The organism is Streptococcus sp. NLN76, from assembly GCF_015686645.1.
Lineage (GTDB): Bacteria > Bacillota > Bacilli > Lactobacillales > Streptococcaceae > Streptococcus.
On record NZ_JADPMS010000007.1, the window covers coordinates 41164 to 57022 of the forward strand.

General features: G+C 39.9%; 11 protein-coding genes and 1 pseudogene. 5 read left to right on the plus strand and 7 right to left on the minus strand.

What is annotated here, in order from left to right:
• Positions 1 to 24: 24 nt before the first annotated feature.
• The 6 genes from I1A59_RS02490 to I1A59_RS02515 form a co-directional block, all read right to left on the minus strand.
• A complete protein-coding gene (locus I1A59_RS02490) occupies positions 25 to 1506 on the minus strand; it encodes an ATP-binding protein (protein ID WP_196091241.1) in 1482 nt (493 codons plus the stop codon).
• A 15-nt stretch (positions 1507 to 1521) separates the two neighbouring features.
• Positions 1522 to 4158, minus strand: coding sequence for a DEAD/DEAH box helicase family protein (locus I1A59_RS02495; protein ID WP_196091242.1), 2637 nt, complete (start codon positions 4156 to 4158; stop codon positions 1522 to 1524).
• A 3-nt stretch (positions 4159 to 4161) separates the two neighbouring features.
• Positions 4162 to 6096, minus strand: coding sequence for a site-specific DNA-methyltransferase (locus tag I1A59_RS02500; protein WP_196091243.1), 1935 nt, complete (start codon positions 6094 to 6096; stop codon positions 4162 to 4164).
• A 202-nt stretch (positions 6097 to 6298) separates the two neighbouring features.
• The gene (locus I1A59_RS02505; protein WP_247644751.1) at positions 6299 to 6976 is read right to left on the minus strand and encodes a matrixin family metalloprotease; all 678 of its coding nucleotides are present in this window, start codon (positions 6974 to 6976) and stop codon (positions 6299 to 6301) included.
• Between the two features lie 51 nt (positions 6977 to 7027).
• Positions 7028 to 7804, minus strand: coding sequence for an alpha/beta hydrolase family protein (locus I1A59_RS02510; RefSeq protein ID WP_196091244.1), 777 nt, complete (start codon positions 7802 to 7804; stop codon positions 7028 to 7030).
• A 10-nt stretch (positions 7805 to 7814) separates the two neighbouring features.
• Positions 7815 to 9476 (minus strand): ribonuclease J, encoded by a 1662-nt coding sequence (locus tag I1A59_RS02515; protein ID WP_196091245.1) that lies wholly within the window; start codon positions 9474 to 9476, stop codon positions 7815 to 7817.
• Between the two features lie 344 nt (positions 9477 to 9820).
• Between I1A59_RS02515 and I1A59_RS02520 the strand changes: the two genes are divergently transcribed.
• Together I1A59_RS02520 and I1A59_RS02525 are read left to right on the plus strand one after the other, a co-directional pair.
• On the plus strand, positions 9821 to 10687 hold the full coding sequence (locus I1A59_RS02520) for an ABC transporter permease (protein ID WP_196091246.1): 867 nt from the start codon (positions 9821 to 9823) through the stop codon (positions 10685 to 10687).
• The gene (locus I1A59_RS02525; protein WP_196091247.1) at positions 10684 to 11442 is read left to right on the plus strand and encodes an ATP-binding cassette domain-containing protein; all 759 of its coding nucleotides are present in this window, start codon (positions 10684 to 10686) and stop codon (positions 11440 to 11442) included. The genes I1A59_RS02520 and I1A59_RS02525 overlap by 4 nt, the downstream gene beginning before the upstream one ends.
• Before the next feature lie 561 nt (positions 11443 to 12003).
• Here the strand turns inward: I1A59_RS02525 and trpX are convergent.
• The gene (gene trpX / locus I1A59_RS02530) at positions 12004 to 13017 is read right to left on the minus strand and encodes a tryptophan ABC transporter substrate-binding protein (protein ID WP_196091248.1); all 1014 of its coding nucleotides are present in this window, start codon (positions 13015 to 13017) and stop codon (positions 12004 to 12006) included.
• Between the two features lie 186 nt (positions 13018 to 13203).
• On the opposite strand from trpX, the gene I1A59_RS02535 reads away from it, so the two are divergent.
• The 3 genes and pseudogenes from I1A59_RS02535 to I1A59_RS02545 all read left to right on the plus strand — a co-directional run.
• A complete protein-coding gene (locus tag I1A59_RS02535) occupies positions 13204 to 14880 on the plus strand; it encodes an NFACT RNA binding domain-containing protein (protein ID WP_196091249.1) in 1677 nt (558 codons plus the stop codon).
• Between the two features lie 101 nt (positions 14881 to 14981).
• The gene (locus I1A59_RS02540) at positions 14982 to 15494 is read left to right on the plus strand and encodes a hypothetical protein (protein WP_196091250.1); all 513 of its coding nucleotides are present in this window, start codon (positions 14982 to 14984) and stop codon (positions 15492 to 15494) included.
• 16 nt (positions 15495 to 15510) lie between these two features.
• Positions 15511 to 15859, plus strand: a pseudogene (locus I1A59_RS02545) (IS4 family transposase); the annotation flags it as partial.

Below are 15859 nucleotides of genomic sequence, written 5' to 3' on the forward strand. Positions count from 1 at the left end.
CTCAATTTAAAAATATACTGTTTTTTAAACTAAACTTTCTAAAATCTTTAAAAGTAATTCTGTAGACTCTTCCAATTCCTCTTCTGTATACTTATTATTTCGATTTTCTGGATGATGAATGATATTTCGAATGAAAGTCGGAAGAGTCTTAAATTCTTGTCTAGTTCCTCCTACTTTTAATAAACGACAATAGTTTTTGTTTTGGATTAAGCCTTTATTGACGAGCCATTGTTCAAAACTTTTTTCAAAGTAATTATCTTCATCTTCGTCTATTGCTTTAGCTTGAATAAAGCCATATAATTCATTATGAAACTCTACGCTATTTACCCCAAAAGCGATATAGTTTATCTCTCCAATAGTTGGTGACGAAGCTCCGAAAAAATTTAACTCTCGCTTATCTGATACATAATTCCCCCCTTCATCATTCTTGGAAAAAATATTGATTTGTTGAGTTCTACAATCAAATTTTTTCAATAAATAAGGAGAATGAGTGGTTATAAAAACTTGATATTTTTCAGAAATTTTATTGAGCGACTCTATAAGTTTATCCTGTGCCTTTGGATGTAAAAATGTCTCAGGCTCATCGATAAAAAACATAATTGGCTTAGATACTGTCTCTTCTTTATTATCTAGAACACCAGCATAAACTTGAATCAAACTTAAAGCTAATGCACGCTGCATTCCAGTACCTTTTTCCGAAACTGAAGTTGAAATACCATTATCCGATAGGAGCAGACTACCCGTTTTGAAGAAATTGTCAATTTCTGGTAATCCAAAATTAAATTGAACTTCACCATCTCCATATTGCTCTTTTAACACGGAGGAGATGTTATTCGCAACCCCTTCGAGAATTCTACCCAAGCCATTATCTCCAAAAGTCTTTTTATGGGCATCTTGAAATTGTTTCCAGGTATCACCTTTCTGAAAATCTTTTGTTATATCATTAATTATTTTACCAATTATTTTAGTCTTGCCAAAATCTTGGTAGTCCTCATTTTTTATATCCGAATAAATAAACTGAGCATCAAATAATGCTGTTATAGTTTTATCAATTCCTGTTGGATTTTCAAATTTCTTTATTTCTTCAGATTCTGTTGAATTCGGATTATAAACCCTCACCTTAGATATATCTAAAGCCACTTTTCTTTTTCCCTGTTTTATTTCACATTCTTGCGATGTTCTCAAAACCCGAAGACTATAAGTACTATCTCCATTATCAATTACATAATCACTATATTTATTTAAGTTTAAATTTTCATCTTTTATAATTTCATGAAGGTCGCTTCCTTTAAACTCAATTTCAACAGCAACATTTTTATCTTCTAAACCCTTTGTTATGAAATCTAACTTATATTTGCCACTTTGTATAAACTCTATTGCCTTAAAAATCGTTGTTTTCCCACAATTATTATTACCTACAAAAAAATTAATCCCCTCAGAAAACTTTACTGTATGCTCCCCACTAAAACTCTTAAAGTTTTCTAATTTAATTTTAGAAATGTACATATTTTTACCTCCAGATCAGAGTAATCGTAATCGTTTCTTTACCTCTTCTTTAGATTCCTTCTCATTAAAGAATGGCAATCCTACAATACGATAACGGCTATCATCGATAAGAGTTCTAGCTTCATCACGTTCAGAAATTTGTTGTAAAAACTCCTGCTTCCAACCTTCCTTACTATTGTTAAAAGTATTATTAGCATCCAAAAACTGACTTCCTTTAGGTTCAATGAAAATCTGCCACGAAACATTACCATTCTTCTTATCATTAGCAAACATAAGAAAATCTGGTTCAAATGCTCGACCCTTATCGAAACTATAGATTCTCACCGCTTTTTCATTTCGTAACAAATATATATCAGTCCATTTTTCCTCGAGTTCAGTCATTAAATCTTTAATCAAACGAACTAGAAGTTTTTCTTCACTAGTCCCAAAATTATCATTATAAGCGTACCAGTCTAGATTATCTATGTCTTCAAAATATTGAGTTTCTGCTGGATTTTTTTGCGATAAACCAAATTCAGCTTGATTTTGTCGATTAATAGTGTATTTTCGCAATATATTATCTTCAAATAATTCTTTAATCTTATATTGCTCAAATTCACCCGAACCATAAAATCGTTCTTCAATAACGACCATATCCTCCTCAATCGCTTGTAATAGCTTTTCAGTAATGAAAAGTTTATCATCTGGAGTGAAATCTGATATCATTTGATATTGTGACTCTACTCGTATTTCAGTATTAGAAAGTATCTTTATAAAGTCAGAAACACTTCCAAGACCAACAATAGACTTTTGTAAGTTTTCAAAGCTAAATTTACTATTCCGATTAATAGCTGCCCTGGCAATATTACTGCTAATAACTTTATCAAATTTAAAGGTAATAGATTCTAGAGATTCTGTCACGTAAGCTACTTCTCCAAAAGCTTCAATATCTTGCACAACTTGTATTGGCAATTTAACTTCAAAATACTTCGGAATAAAGTTCGTATCAAATAAACTCTCTTGGCGTTCTTCAAGAATCTGCTTGTAAGAAAGTTTTTTATTCATCCAAACAACACCATCCGTATAAGTTCTTGATTTTTTGAAAGATTCTTTCAATTTCAATTCACGTTCTTCTAGGTTTTGATCATCGAAAATCCCAGATTCTCGTAGAACCTGTTTTAGTTCTGAAATGTAACGAGGATTATTAGAGGAATGATAATGGAGTTGTTCAATTACACGAAGTTCTTTGTTTTCATTATCATCAAACTTACGTATATATTTCTCGGCCAAATTATTATCAACAACAAACGGATAATAACGAGCTCCTCTCCCAATTAACTGCTTTTCTGTATTTGTAGTCTTACCAGCGACAAATCCTTTTTTGGTGGTCTTTCCATCACGAGTATCGTAAAGTCTGACAATATCAAAAAGATTGAGTACATCCCACCCTTCATTAAGCATATCAACTGCAAAAATTGCACGGACTTCATTTGTTGGTAGCTCTAAGGTGTTGAGGAGGTTGAGACTATCTTTATTCTTGTTTTTGCCGTCAACTAAGAGTAAGCGTTCTTTTCGAAAATCTTCTTGAAGCTCTGCTATCAAATCAGCATCTGAAATGCCAACTTTTTCGAAAAAGGAGAAAGCTTTTTTCAAAATACTAGATTTTTCTTCCAACTCTGAAACGAGGTCACGTTGTATCTGAATATCAGCCGGAGTAAGACTATCCAACACACCTAAAAACGAATCCAAATTTTCTTGACTTTCTGCAATTTTCTGCGACTTAAACATAACTAAGGGTTTTAAGTTAATTCCGTTTTTCAAGGCTATTTTCTTGCGGTATTGGCTGACGATGATTGCCTGAAGCATTCGAAGATTGACATCACCATCCACTAAGTGAAAGAGTACATCTTTGGAGTATTTATCTAAACGAAACTCTTTCAAAGAGTACTTAAACAACAGGGAATTTTGATATTTTTGAGCTATCACTTGGTTTGTTAGATCAATTGTCGCAGTAAACTCAAAGATACTGGACTTTTTAGCAGTCTTTTGAATCGTTTCAATCGTACTAGTCCAACTAGTATTGTCATCTTTCTCCGACTTACTCAAACCAGCATTCAAGTGGTGAGCTTCATCCGCCAACATTACAATCGAAATATCCTTAAACTGCTCATAGGACAAGCGATTCTCCCGAGGAGTATTAAGATCTTGGTGAAGCTTTTGGATAGTAGTAAAGACAATATTAATACTATCATCACGGCTATCTGAAAAATCCGTTACTTCACGCACTGTCACGATTTGTCCATCCATGACAATTTTTTCAGCAAAAAGATACTTACCAGAAGCACTTTCTATGAAGTTATCCTTTGTTTTCGTCAGGATATTATCGTTATTCACAAAGAAAATAAAATTTCGCTCACCTTGCTGGTATTTCTCCAAGATAACCGCCGCCATCAATAGAGTTTTACCAGAACCCGTCGCCATATTGTAAAGAACTTGCTCGGGAATGACTCGATTATTATCTGTTTTGTAGTGAAGATAACGTCCAATAGCTTCCTGCTGATAAGGTCGTAAGGGGTGCTTCAAATTTTTCATGAGATAATCTGGCAAATCAGACCGAAAGTCCTTAAAGCCAGACCGACTGACTGTATCATAGTTTTCGTAGATAAAGGTCATAGCTTATTTTTCCTTTCCGTAGAAAGAGTGATTGAGCTTTTTATCCGCTGCTGAAATCTGATAATCACTATCATCAATATCAGAATAATTCACATATAGGTTATTATTATCAATGATTTCAGACAAGATTTGTTTTTGTTCCGCCAAGGAAAATTTTTCAAACTCATTCTTTTTCAACTTTTTAGGGTCGATGAGATAGGATAAGAAGGAAGATTTTTTCGCAAGCTCAAAAAGTTCAAATAGTTCTTCCGGTGTTGTCGCCTCAAAAATCGCATTTTTGAAATCTTGAGCGTCGTTTTTCAGTTCAGCATAGACAAAGCTACCCCCACCAGACCAGTTGACAGCTTTGGAGATGCCACCTTGTTCACCAGCGATAACCTTTTTCAGTCGCTCCACCGAAACAGTCTCAATATAATCCATCTGCTCGATACCGATATACTGTCGGTTCATCTTGTGGGCGACAGCTGCTGTTGTTCCTGAGCCAAGGTGGTAGTCCAGGACAATATCTCCATCCTCCGTAAACATTTCAATATAGTACTTAATATATTCTTCTGGTTTTTTTCCATTTCTAAAAGGTACATCCCCCTCAGAGTTCACTGAGTTATATTGCTGAACAAAATCCACAAAGTTAGGATAAGGCTTTAATGTGTATTCGCTTCCCAGCGGTTTCCCAGGATAGTAAAATCCATTTTTATTCCCATTTTTTGGAAGTTCAAAAATTCTAAAATCCCGTCCATCATCCCCCATATCTGGGACAGTAAAAATGGTTCCTTCAGGATACTTAGCAATTAATTTTTCTAGATGAGCAACATAGAATCGCCCACTAGAATTTTTTTCTCGAATACTACCTCGAATTGACATTGATTTTAAACCACCAATATGACCTTTAGCTCTAACAATTGTAACATCATCAGGTAAGTAAACATTTATAGTTTTGTCTCCAACTTGAAAACTGTCATGCGGACTTTCAGGAAAATCAAAGTCATATTGGTAATCGTCGATTGTTTTAACTATTTTTTGTTTTGGTAACTTGAAATTTTCAGATTTACTATATATCAATGCATATTCCAAAACATCATTAAATTCTTTGTCACTTGTTAAGCTTCTTTGCGGATGGCGTACGAGAACATTAACATCCATCTTATGATTTTCTTCAGCAAAGAGCTCATCCATCATTACTCGGAGATATGGAAATTCATGGAAGCTAATTTGGACAATCAGTATTCCATCATTTTCTAGTAAATCCTTGGCAATAGATAGACGGTTTTTCATAAAAGTTAGCCATGTACTTCTATTAAAACTATCATTATATCCAAAAGAGTCGCTACCTGTATTATAAGGCGGGTCAATATAAATGAGTTTGACCTTCCCTGCAAAGCGTTTCTTGAGGCTGTGAAGGGCAATGAGGTTATTACCTTTGATGATGAAGTTATCGGTATCATTGAGTACTTCTACTTCGTGCTCACCAGTTTCATCATACCGTTTGAAGTTGGTCAAGACCTTATCATCCAAAAGACGATTGATTTCAGCAGGTGCCAGAGTTTCATTAAAGAAGATTTCCTGACGTTTTGCATCGTCTTTAGTCTGTCCCCCCTCAAGAACACAATCTTTGTAGGGAAAATTCAGGACAACTTCTTGATTTTCCGAAATAAATTTATCTCCAGTCGCCAAACCAATTTTGGACTTATATGCAGTAAAACTATTTGGAAGAAATTCTTTATTATTCAAAAATTGTAAAAACACATCCTTTTTAAATACAAAAACTTTCGTATCTAGTTTAGAAAAGAAATGTTGTGAGATTTTCTCGTTACTCATTAACAAATTTAGGAGGTCAGAATTATATTGTCTAGCCAATTCTGCTAATTTATTTTTGTTTAGTGAATTCTCCACCATAAAATCCTCATTTTGCAATAGAAGTCGTTCTAATTCCTGTTTCATTTTTAGCAACCTTTCAACTTAGTAAAGCTACAGGCTACAGAGTATTCATTTATTACATATGTAATAAATGAAGGGTATACCCTTCGCTTTTTTATTTATTATAATTATAGCACTTCCAACGTAAGTTCAAATCAAAATTCCCTGGATTATTACCAAAACATCAAAAAACCTGGGAGCTTTTCCCAGGTCAATGTATCTTTCTTTAATCTTGATAAAGTTGGCGAACCACTTCAATGTCCCTGTCTTGAATGGAATAGAAGGAACCGGCTGGTTGCATGACGGATTCTTCGTCAGTATGGTCCAAGCCAATGGCGTGCCCTAATTCATGGGCAGCTGTATTAACCACCCGTTCATAGCTATATCCATAATAAGGATTGGACAAGTAATGGGCATTTAGTCCCACCTTGGCCTTGTTCAAACGATTGGTCAAGACATTGGTTTGAGATTCCGTTTCTCCTGCTGCTGAAACCTGGGAATCGTTATAAACACCCGCTTCGATTTGAGCCAGACTAGCATCGTCCGTCTCAATAAATTGAAAGACTCCCGTTTGGTTCCATTGGCGCATGGCATCGCGATAGGCAGACACCATGGTGCTATCTTCTGTGGAAATATAGACCAAGGCCTGATTTTGATCCCAACGATGACGCTCATCCGAATTGGATGTTGTCAAATCCGTAGGAATTTGAGTTGGATTGTTCAAAAATCGTTGGGGCAGCTCTGTCACATAACTCGAAACAGGTAACTGTCCACCTGTAACCCATTGTCCCACAAAGAGAAGAATGAGAGCCAGACTAATGGTCCAAACAACCATCTTCACCAAAGAAAAAATCAAGTGGAAGATTGTGGAGATGAATCTCCAAATAAAACGTATAAGAAACAAATTTCCACCTCCTTAGACCCTATAGTATAAACCAGGAGGCTAAAAAATAACTTAACTCAACCGCTCTTCTTCTTGATAATCGATTGGCAACCATTTCAAGACTTCTTGAATTTGTTGATCCCAGTAATACCATTCGTGTTTCCCAGGGCTAGAGCTATACCTTAAATCAAATCCTGCCTTCTCAAGAATTTGCTTGGTTCGCTGGTTAGCAGGGAAGAGAAAATCCTGTTCACCACACCAGATAAAGAGTTTAGTTTTTCGGTCGGCTTCTTCTAACCAGGTCAGAAGATTGGCAGGGTGCTCCTGGTCAAAAACTTGATGACCAAACACTCCTTGCCAGTAGGTCCTCCCTCTGAAGTCGTCTACTAGGGACTCAAGATCTTGAAAATCTAAAGATCCTGATAGACTGGCCGCATAGGAAAAACGATTGGTCTGCAAAGCCAGTTTCATAGCTCCATAGCCCCCCATAGACAAACCTGCAACAAAAGTTTTCTCCCGCTTGCGAGTCATTTTCGGAATGAGCTTGGCTAGGACTTGTGGCAATTCAAGTGCGATGGCGTCAAAATAGTCATAGCCATAGGGGGTGTTGGTGTACCAACCATCATGGGTATCCGGAAAGACTACAATTAAATTGGTATTCCGGACATAGCGCTCAATACTAGTTCGGCGCAGCCAAGTGTTCTCGTCACCACTCATTCCATGTAAAAGATAGAGGGCTGGAATGTCCTCTATCTCAGTGTTATACAAAGCAGTGTCTGGATAAAGCAAATTGACTGCCACGCTCATAGACAAGACTTCAGATTTATATTGAAAATGCAATAGTGCCACGTATGTTCTCCTATTTCACTTCCATCACAACAGGCAAGACCGCTGGACGACGCTTGCTTTGTTCAAAGAGGTACTTGGATAGATTATCCCGAACCGCTCCTTTTAGTTCAGCCCAATCAAAGTTTGGTTGGTTCAAATATTCTTCAACCGTTTGATTGACCAATTCTGCTGACTCACGCAAGATATCCCGACTCTTCTTGACATAGACAAAGCCTCGTGTATGAACCTTGGCCTTTGCCACAATCTTCTTCTGCTTGCGGTTTACAGTAATGGCAACAATAAAGATGCCATCTTCTGACAAGACCTTGCGATCCCGAAGAACCACATTGCCAACATCCCCAATGGCGTTTCCATCAATCAAGACATCTGCAGCTGGAACAGATCCTGCAAAGACAAAGTCTTGTCCGTCCCATTCCAATTGATCCCCTTTTTTCATAAGGAAAATATGATTGGAGGACATTCCCAACTCCATGGCTGCTTTGGCGTGGGCAACCAAATCGCGGTATTCTCCTTGAACAGGGAAGAGGTAGCGGGGTTTCAAGAGGCTAAGCATGAGTTGTAGGTCGCGCGAATTCCCATGACCAGACACGCGCAAGTTCTGGGTAATCAAACGAACCACACCACCCGCTTGGTAAATCATATTCTCAACACGGGCTACAACTGCTTCCTTGGCCACAGAAGGAGTGGTTACAATATAGACCAAATCGCCATCTGTAATCTCAACATAACGGTGTCGTCCCTGAGCCATTTTCTGAAGTCCATTGATGGGCTCTCCCATCCGTCCTGTCTCCAGAATAATCAATTCTTCCGGAGCATACTGACCCATATCCTTAGGCTTAACCAAAACCTTGTCGTCTTCTAAGGTCAATTTTTTCAAGCGGATAGCTGTCCGAACAATGTTTTCAATGTCAAAACCAGTCAAGACCACCTTGCGGTCCGTTTCAACAGCAGCATCAAACACCTGTTGGATGCGGGAAAGGTTGCTGGCAACAGCTGCGACAATAATCCGACCTTCCCAATCCGCGATGGTTTGTGAAATTTCCTCGCCCACCTCACTGTAACTAGCCACTTGGATACTGGAATCCGCGTTAGCGGAATCACTTAAGAGAGCCAAAACCCCTTCTTTGCCAATTTCCGCCAAACGACCAAAATCAGTAGCATAGGCTGGGCTAGCGGCTTGATCAAATTTAAAGTCACCAGTATAAACAATCTGACCTTGGTCCGTCTTCAAGACAATTCCTAAGCTCTCAGGAATGGAGTGTGTGGTCCGGAAGAAGGACACTGTCGCCTGCCCAAAATCAATCTCGGTATCTTCATCAATGACATGGTAATCATTGAATTTCTTCACTCGGTCGTTGCGCTTGACAAAAAGCTTGGCCAATTCGATAGTCAACTCGGATCCAAAAACAGGAACCTGAACTTCCGCTAAGAGGTAGGGAAGAGCCCCAATGGCATCGGCGTGTCCGTGGGTTAGGAAGACCCCAGCAATCCGATCGCTGTTATCAATTAAATAATCTAGGTTGGGAATGACCACATCCACTCCAAGCTGCTCATTCTCTGGATATTTAAGGCCGGCATCTAAAATGAAAATGGCTTCATCAATTTCTGCCCAATAAAAGTTTTTTCCGTTCTCACGAACTCCGCCAAGAGCCGTAATTTTAATGTCTGACATAAATCCTCCTTTAAATAGATTTTTCATAAATTGTAGTTATTTCACCCTGTGATGAACCTCCCCATTATACTATATTTTGCCCTTTTTTTCTATTCCATTCCTTGCCCAATCCGTAAAAGTAGATGATTTATACTTAACTTCCTTCAAAATTGGAAGTCTCGAATCTTTCAAAGAGATGGCTAGGAAAGCCGGTGTAGATTGTTCAAAGCATGCAATCAATAAGTTCATCGTCAGGCTTGACAAGGTCAGATTTTGAAATTTAATGAGTATTAGACAGACCGTCCACTCTCGCTGTATACTTTTTGGTACAATGGAAGCAGATTAAAAAAGAAAGGTTGGAGTCTATGATTCTATCTGTTATCTCACAAGGCTTGTTATGGGCCGTTTTAGGAATGGGCCTCTACCTCACATTTCGGATTCTCAAATTCCCGGATATGACAACGGAGGGAAGCTTTCCACTAGGAGGAGCGGTCGCAGTCAGTCTGATCACTACGGGGGTGAATCCTTTATTGGCCACTCTAGCCGCTGCCGGAGCTGGAGCTTTGGCTGGCTTTATCACAGGTATGCTCTATACCAAGGGGCGGATTCCCATTATTTTGGCAGGAATTTTAGTCATGACCTCCTGTCATTCCATCATGCTCATGGTCATGGGGCGGTCTAATCTAGGCCTGCTCAATCAATCCCTACTCCAGTCCTGCCTCCCCTTTACAGATCGAATCAATAATGTGGTACTGGGACTTGTGGTTTTCAGTCTGCTCTTAGCTGCCATCATTTATTTTCTCAATACCCGCCTAGGTCAGGCTTTTATTGCAACGGGGGACAATCCCGACATGGCCCAGAGTTTTGGGATTGAGACACCTCGGATGGAGGTCATGGGCTTGATTCTTTCCAATGCCATGATTGGTCTTGCTGGAGCCTTGGTTGCGCAACAGGAAGGGTATGCAGATATTTCTCGTGGAATCGGGATCATCGTAATTGGTTTGGCGAGCATTATTATCGGAGAAGTCCTCTTTAAGAATGTGACCCTCCCGGAACGCCTCCTTTCGATTGGTCTGGGGGCTGTTATTTACCAAATCCTCATTTGGGTGGTACTAGCACTTGGCTTTAACACCAACTATCTTCGCCTTTACAATGCCCTTATTTTGGCTTTCTGCCTTATTGTCCCTCAACTTCGGAAATCCATTTTGAAAGGAGTTCGATTGAACGCATGAAAAAAATTATTGAACTACAGGATGCCACTAAGGTCATTCAAAATGGACTGGAAGAGGAGCGCGTCATCCTCGACCAGGTCTCTTTAAGCATCTATGAAGGAGATTTCATAACAGTTTTAGGGGGAAATGGTGCTGGAAAATCAACGCTCTTCAATGTTATCGCAGGAACTCTGCCCCTGACCAGTGGAAAAATTCTCATCCACGATACAGATGTCACCAACTGGAGTCCCGCCAAACGGGCCCAATACATTTCTCGGGTCTTTCAAGATCCCAAAATGGGGACAGCGCCGCGGATGACCCTGGCTGAAAACATGTTGATTGCTTACTACCGAGGGGAAAACCGTAACCTCAGCCCTCGGAAACTCAAGGAAAAATTGAATTATTTCAAGGAGTTGCTGAAAAAAATCCCCAACGGTCTGGACCAACACCTGGACACCGAAGTCCAGAGCTTATCTGGCGGCCAACGGCAGGCCCTCAGCCTGCTAATGGCTACCTTGAAAAAACCAGATCTCCTTTTGCTGGACGAGCATACGGCTGCCCTGGATCCTAAGACCAGTAAGGACTTGATGAAATTGACCCAACAATTTGTTGAGGAAATGCATCTGACTAGCCTTATGATTACACACAGTATGGAAGATGCTTTCCACTACGGTAACCGACTGCTCATCCTTGAAAACGGACGCATCATCAAAGACCTCAATCAAGAAGAAAAGGCTCAACTAAGCCTTCAAGATTATTATCAATTCTTTGATTAAAAAATTCACCCCTAAAATCATTGTAGGTTTTTGAAAAATATAGTATACTGAATATAGCTTATTGAAGGGGATGATTCCAATGAACAAGCGTTACTTTCAATAATAGCTAACCTGGTGTTACATGTTATCCCGCCTCTCTACCTGTGTTTCCTTATAACTTACTTCCCTAATAAAAAACACAGGCAGAAATCATCTAAATTTCCCAATGCTATTAACCTTGGATAACATGTGCATCCCTCAAAACTCAGCCCGTCGTACCATGACAGGCTGGGTTTTTTGGTTGAAAAAAGAGGCTGGACTAGATAGTACCAACCTCTGCAAATAAATGATATACTCTTTTAGTTTATCTTTTGTTACTGTGTTAGCTCGTCTTGCCGTACTTTAGTACTGCCTGCGACTCGCTGCCTTGTACTAAAAGCAAACTAAAAGACTATACTCATTACATTTCAAAATCTGAATGTGTTAATCCTCTTCGCCGAACCCTCAGTTCTGTCTTCATCGGATTGCCTTTTCAGATTTCGAATTGTTTCGAGTATTATTTGTCCAGTCCCAACAAAAGAATCATTCTTCTGTTTGACTGGTCTCCACTAATTGAGCATCCTTTTTAATATCTTCTGGGATACGAATCCCAAGTTCTTGAGCAACTTGGGTATTAAGGACTGGTTTCCCTTGAGAGAAAAATTCAACAGGAATGTCCCCTGGTTTTTCTCCCTTGAGAACACGAGCTGTCATTTTTCCAGTAGCTCGACCAAGTTCAAATTGATCCACTACAACCGAAGCTAGTCCACCCGCTTCAACCATTGCGCCTGCACTTGGATAGAGAGGGAGTTTAGCCGATTGATTTGCGGCTACAACCGTGGAGAAGGCTGAGGCGATGGTGTTATCAATTGGAACCCAAATGGCATCGACTTTTCTGGTTAAAACTCCAACAGCCTGATTGAGCTCATTGGTCGAGGGAACAGCCTGTTCCACGACTTCTAAACCTGCTTTTTCAGCAGCTTCTTTAAACTCCGCAACTTGCGACTTAGAATTGTCTTCGCCACTAGAGTAGAGGGCTCCAACTTTTTTTACATTAGGTGTTAGCTCCTTTATGAGAGCCACCTGTTGGACTGCTGGGTTTTGGTCTGAAACCCCTGTCACTAGGCCACCTGGATGTTCTGGATCTTCTACTAATTTAGCACCAACTGGATCCGAAACAGCTCCCATGATAATTGGCAAATCTTTACTCGCATTGGCCAAGGATTGGACCGCCGGTGTCGCAATTCCCAAGAGGACCTGATTTCCTCCCTCAATCAATTGTTGACTCATCAAGGTCAACTTGCTCTGGTCTGCTTGGCCATTGAGAAATTGGATATCCAACTTCTCTTCCCCATAGCCCTCTTCTTCCAATCCAGCCTGAATTCCTTGGTAAATTTCGTCCAAGGAAGGGTGGCTAACAAATTGAAGAACTCCCAATTTTGCCTTGGCAGCTGGGCTCTGACCTGTAAAGGAGAACCATCCTAGTTCTTGCCCTACTCCTACTCCGAGGAGTACAAAAAAGGCCAACAAGGTCGTCAATAAGGCTTTATTTTTCATAGATTCTCCTTCTCATCTCCGTTAAACATAGACTTACACATCTCAAAAATAAGTAACATTCATTCGAAGTGCAAGCAGCATCAATTACTCCCAGTTTATGCAAGAATAACGCAAAAGTCAAGTCAGAGTTTTTTCTATTGGCACTTTTTTTGCTATAATCAAAAGACTAGAATCAAGGAGGTTCCTATGTCTTTTGACGGATTTTTTCTCCACCATATGAGACAAGAATTAGCAACTCAATTAATTGGCGGACGTATTCAAAAAATTAATCAACCCTTTGCCCAAGAGCTTCTACTCCAAATCCGGTCCCAGGGTAAGAACCATCGCCTACTGATTTCGGTCCATCCGACAATGAACCGAATTCAACTCACCCAGCAGACCTTTGAAAACCCAAGCAGTCCTTCTACCTTTATCATGGTGCTCCGTAAGCATCTGCAAGGGGCCATTATCCAAGATATCCAACAAGTTGAAAACGATCGAGTTCTCCGAATCACCACTCAAAATAAAGATGAAATTGGAGACAGTCAAGCGGCCGTCTTGCAAATTGAGCTCATGGGAAAACACAGCAATATCTTATTAATGGACCAGTCCCAGAATAAAATTTTAGAAGCTATTAAACACGTTGGCTTTGGTCAAAACTCCTATCGAACCATCCTCCCTGGCGCTCAGGCAATTCAACCCCCAGCAGATGAGCGGGCCAATCCATTTACCATTGAGGACCAAGAACTTTTCGCCTTCTTACAGACTACTGACCTCAAGTCTAAGACCCTACAAGGTCAATTTCAAGGATTGGGGCGGGACACTGCACAAGCTCTAGAAAGTCTGTTGGAGGATCCTCCTTCGACCCGTCTCGATGCTTTCCGCCATTTCTTTCAGACTCCAAGTCAGGGACGCTTGACAACAAAATCCTTCTCCTCAATTCCCTTTCCAGACTCTTTAGACCAGTCCTTCTCCTCCTTATCTGAAACCTTGGATTTCTTTTTTGCCGAAAAAGCCGAAAAAGATCGGGTTCAACAACAGGCTGGCGAACTTATTCGTCGGGTGGATTCAGAATTGAAAAAGACTCTGGACAAATTGGAAAAATTGGAAAAGGAATTGGCAGACACCGATAAGGCGGAATCCTATCGCCAAAAAGGAGAGCTCTTGACCACCTATCTCAGTCAAGTTCCAAATGACCAAGACCAAGTAACCTTGCACAACTACTATACCGACGAGCCAATCACTATTTCCTTGGACAAAGCCCTAACGCCCAATCAAAATGCTCAACGCTACTTCAAGCGCTATCAGAAATTTAAGGAAGCCATTCGCCATCTCAACCAACAAATTGAAGAGAGCCAAGAATGGGCCAACTACCTGGAAGGCGTCCAATTTTTACTCGGTGAAGCGCGACTCGAAGACATCCCCGAACTGCGGGAAGAGCTAGTAACTGCTGGCCTCTTCAAACGAAGTCGTCAAGACAAACGTGCTCGCCGGCAAAAGCCGGAAGCTTACTTGGCGAGCGATCAGGAAACCCTGATTTTGGTTGGTCGCAACAACCTGCAAAATGATAAACTGACCTTCAAACTGGCTAAGAAAGACCAACTCTGGTTCCACGCCAAGGACATCCCTGGCAGCCACGTGATCATCACCAATAACACAGCCCCGTCCGATGAAGTTAAGACAGATGCTGCCGAACTAGCAGCTTATTATTCTAAGGCTCGCCATTCCAACCTAATCCAAGTCGACATGCTGCCGGTTAAAAAACTTCACAAACCCAAAGGTGGCCGCCCAGGTTTTGTCACCTATACCGGACAAACCACCCTTCGCGTCACTCCAGATCCTGAAAAAATTGAATCCATGCGTCAAGCAGCGAAAAAAGGTTGACCTTCGGGCCCAATGTCATTAAGTTAAGGATTTCGAAAGCTCTTAAATCGAGCTTTCGAAATCTTTTTTTTGCTATACTTAGGCTCAAGGAGGTGGATAGAATGCCAAATCAAGTAAAGAAGCAACTACGAAATAGTATTACTGCTGTGATAAAGCGAGATAGAGAAAGTTTGATTCAAAACCCATCTGATTTTACTCGTAATAGGGAACTGTCTCTCGATAAAACGGTGAAGCTAATCCTTGGCATGTCCGGGAAATCTATTTCTAAAGAATTGTTAGATGCTGATATTTGGATCACGGAATCTGCTTTTGTACAAGCTCGCTACAAGATAAAATCAATTGCTTTCCATAAAATATTCAAAGAATTCACCTTAAAAATCCCTATAAATGACTCAATCCCTATTCTAGCTGCAGATGGAAGTGACGTGAATATTCCTAGAAATCCAAAAACCTCTTTTCAAGTTGGTGAAGGAAATAAGCCGTATAACCTGATTCATCTGAACGCATTTTATGACCTTAACACAGGTATTTATACTGATGTCATCGTGCAAGATAAAAGAAGCGTAGATGAGCGACAAGCGGTCATTGATATGATGGAGGTGTCTCCCTTTTGAAACAGCTCTGGTAATCATGGATAGAGGATATGAAAGTTACAACCTTATGGTACATTTTGAGCAAAAAGGATGGAAATATATTATCCGTGTCCAGAATGGTCTGGAATCTTTTGCATCAAGATTTCATTTACCGGATACCTCAATTGAAAAAGAAGTTGCCATCAAATTGTCTAGGAATCAGACAAAACAGATGAAAAATCTTTATAAACAGTCTCCAAAAAAATATCGATTTGTACCCCATAATTCCAGATTTGATTCCCTCTCGGACTCTATTAGTTATGGAAGTGATCCTCAATTTTATGAACTGCATTTTCGGATTTTAAAGTTTCCGATAAGTGAAGGAAAATATGAGGTTCTTGTTACAA

Excerpts from the sequence above, each read along its gene's own strand:
- I1A59_RS02535 (WP_196091249.1), top strand. The coding sequence starts at position 13,204 with ATGTCTTTTGACGGATTTTTTCTCCACCATATGAGACAAGAATTAGCA.
- trpX (WP_196091248.1), bottom strand. The coding sequence starts at position 13,017 with ATGAAAAATAAAGCCTTATTGACGACCTTGTTGGCCTTTTTTGTACTC.
- I1A59_RS02500 (WP_196091243.1), bottom strand. The coding sequence starts at position 6,096 with ATGAAACAGGAATTAGAACGACTTCTATTGCAAAATGAGGATTTTATG.
- I1A59_RS02490 (WP_196091241.1), bottom strand. The coding sequence starts at position 1,506 with ATGTACATTTCTAAAATTAAATTAGAAAACTTTAAGAGTTTTAGTGGG.
- I1A59_RS02540 (WP_196091250.1), top strand. The coding sequence starts at position 14,982 with ATGCCAAATCAAGTAAAGAAGCAACTACGAAATAGTATTACTGCTGTG.
- I1A59_RS02525 (WP_196091247.1), top strand. The coding sequence starts at position 10,684 with ATGAAAAAAATTATTGAACTACAGGATGCCACTAAGGTCATTCAAAAT.
- I1A59_RS02515 (WP_196091245.1), bottom strand. The coding sequence starts at position 9,476 with ATGTCAGACATTAAAATTACGGCTCTTGGCGGAGTTCGTGAGAACGGA.
- I1A59_RS02520 (WP_196091246.1), top strand. The coding sequence starts at position 9,821 with ATGATTCTATCTGTTATCTCACAAGGCTTGTTATGGGCCGTTTTAGGA.
- I1A59_RS02495 (WP_196091242.1), bottom strand. The coding sequence starts at position 4,158 with ATGACCTTTATCTACGAAAACTATGATACAGTCAGTCGGTCTGGCTTT.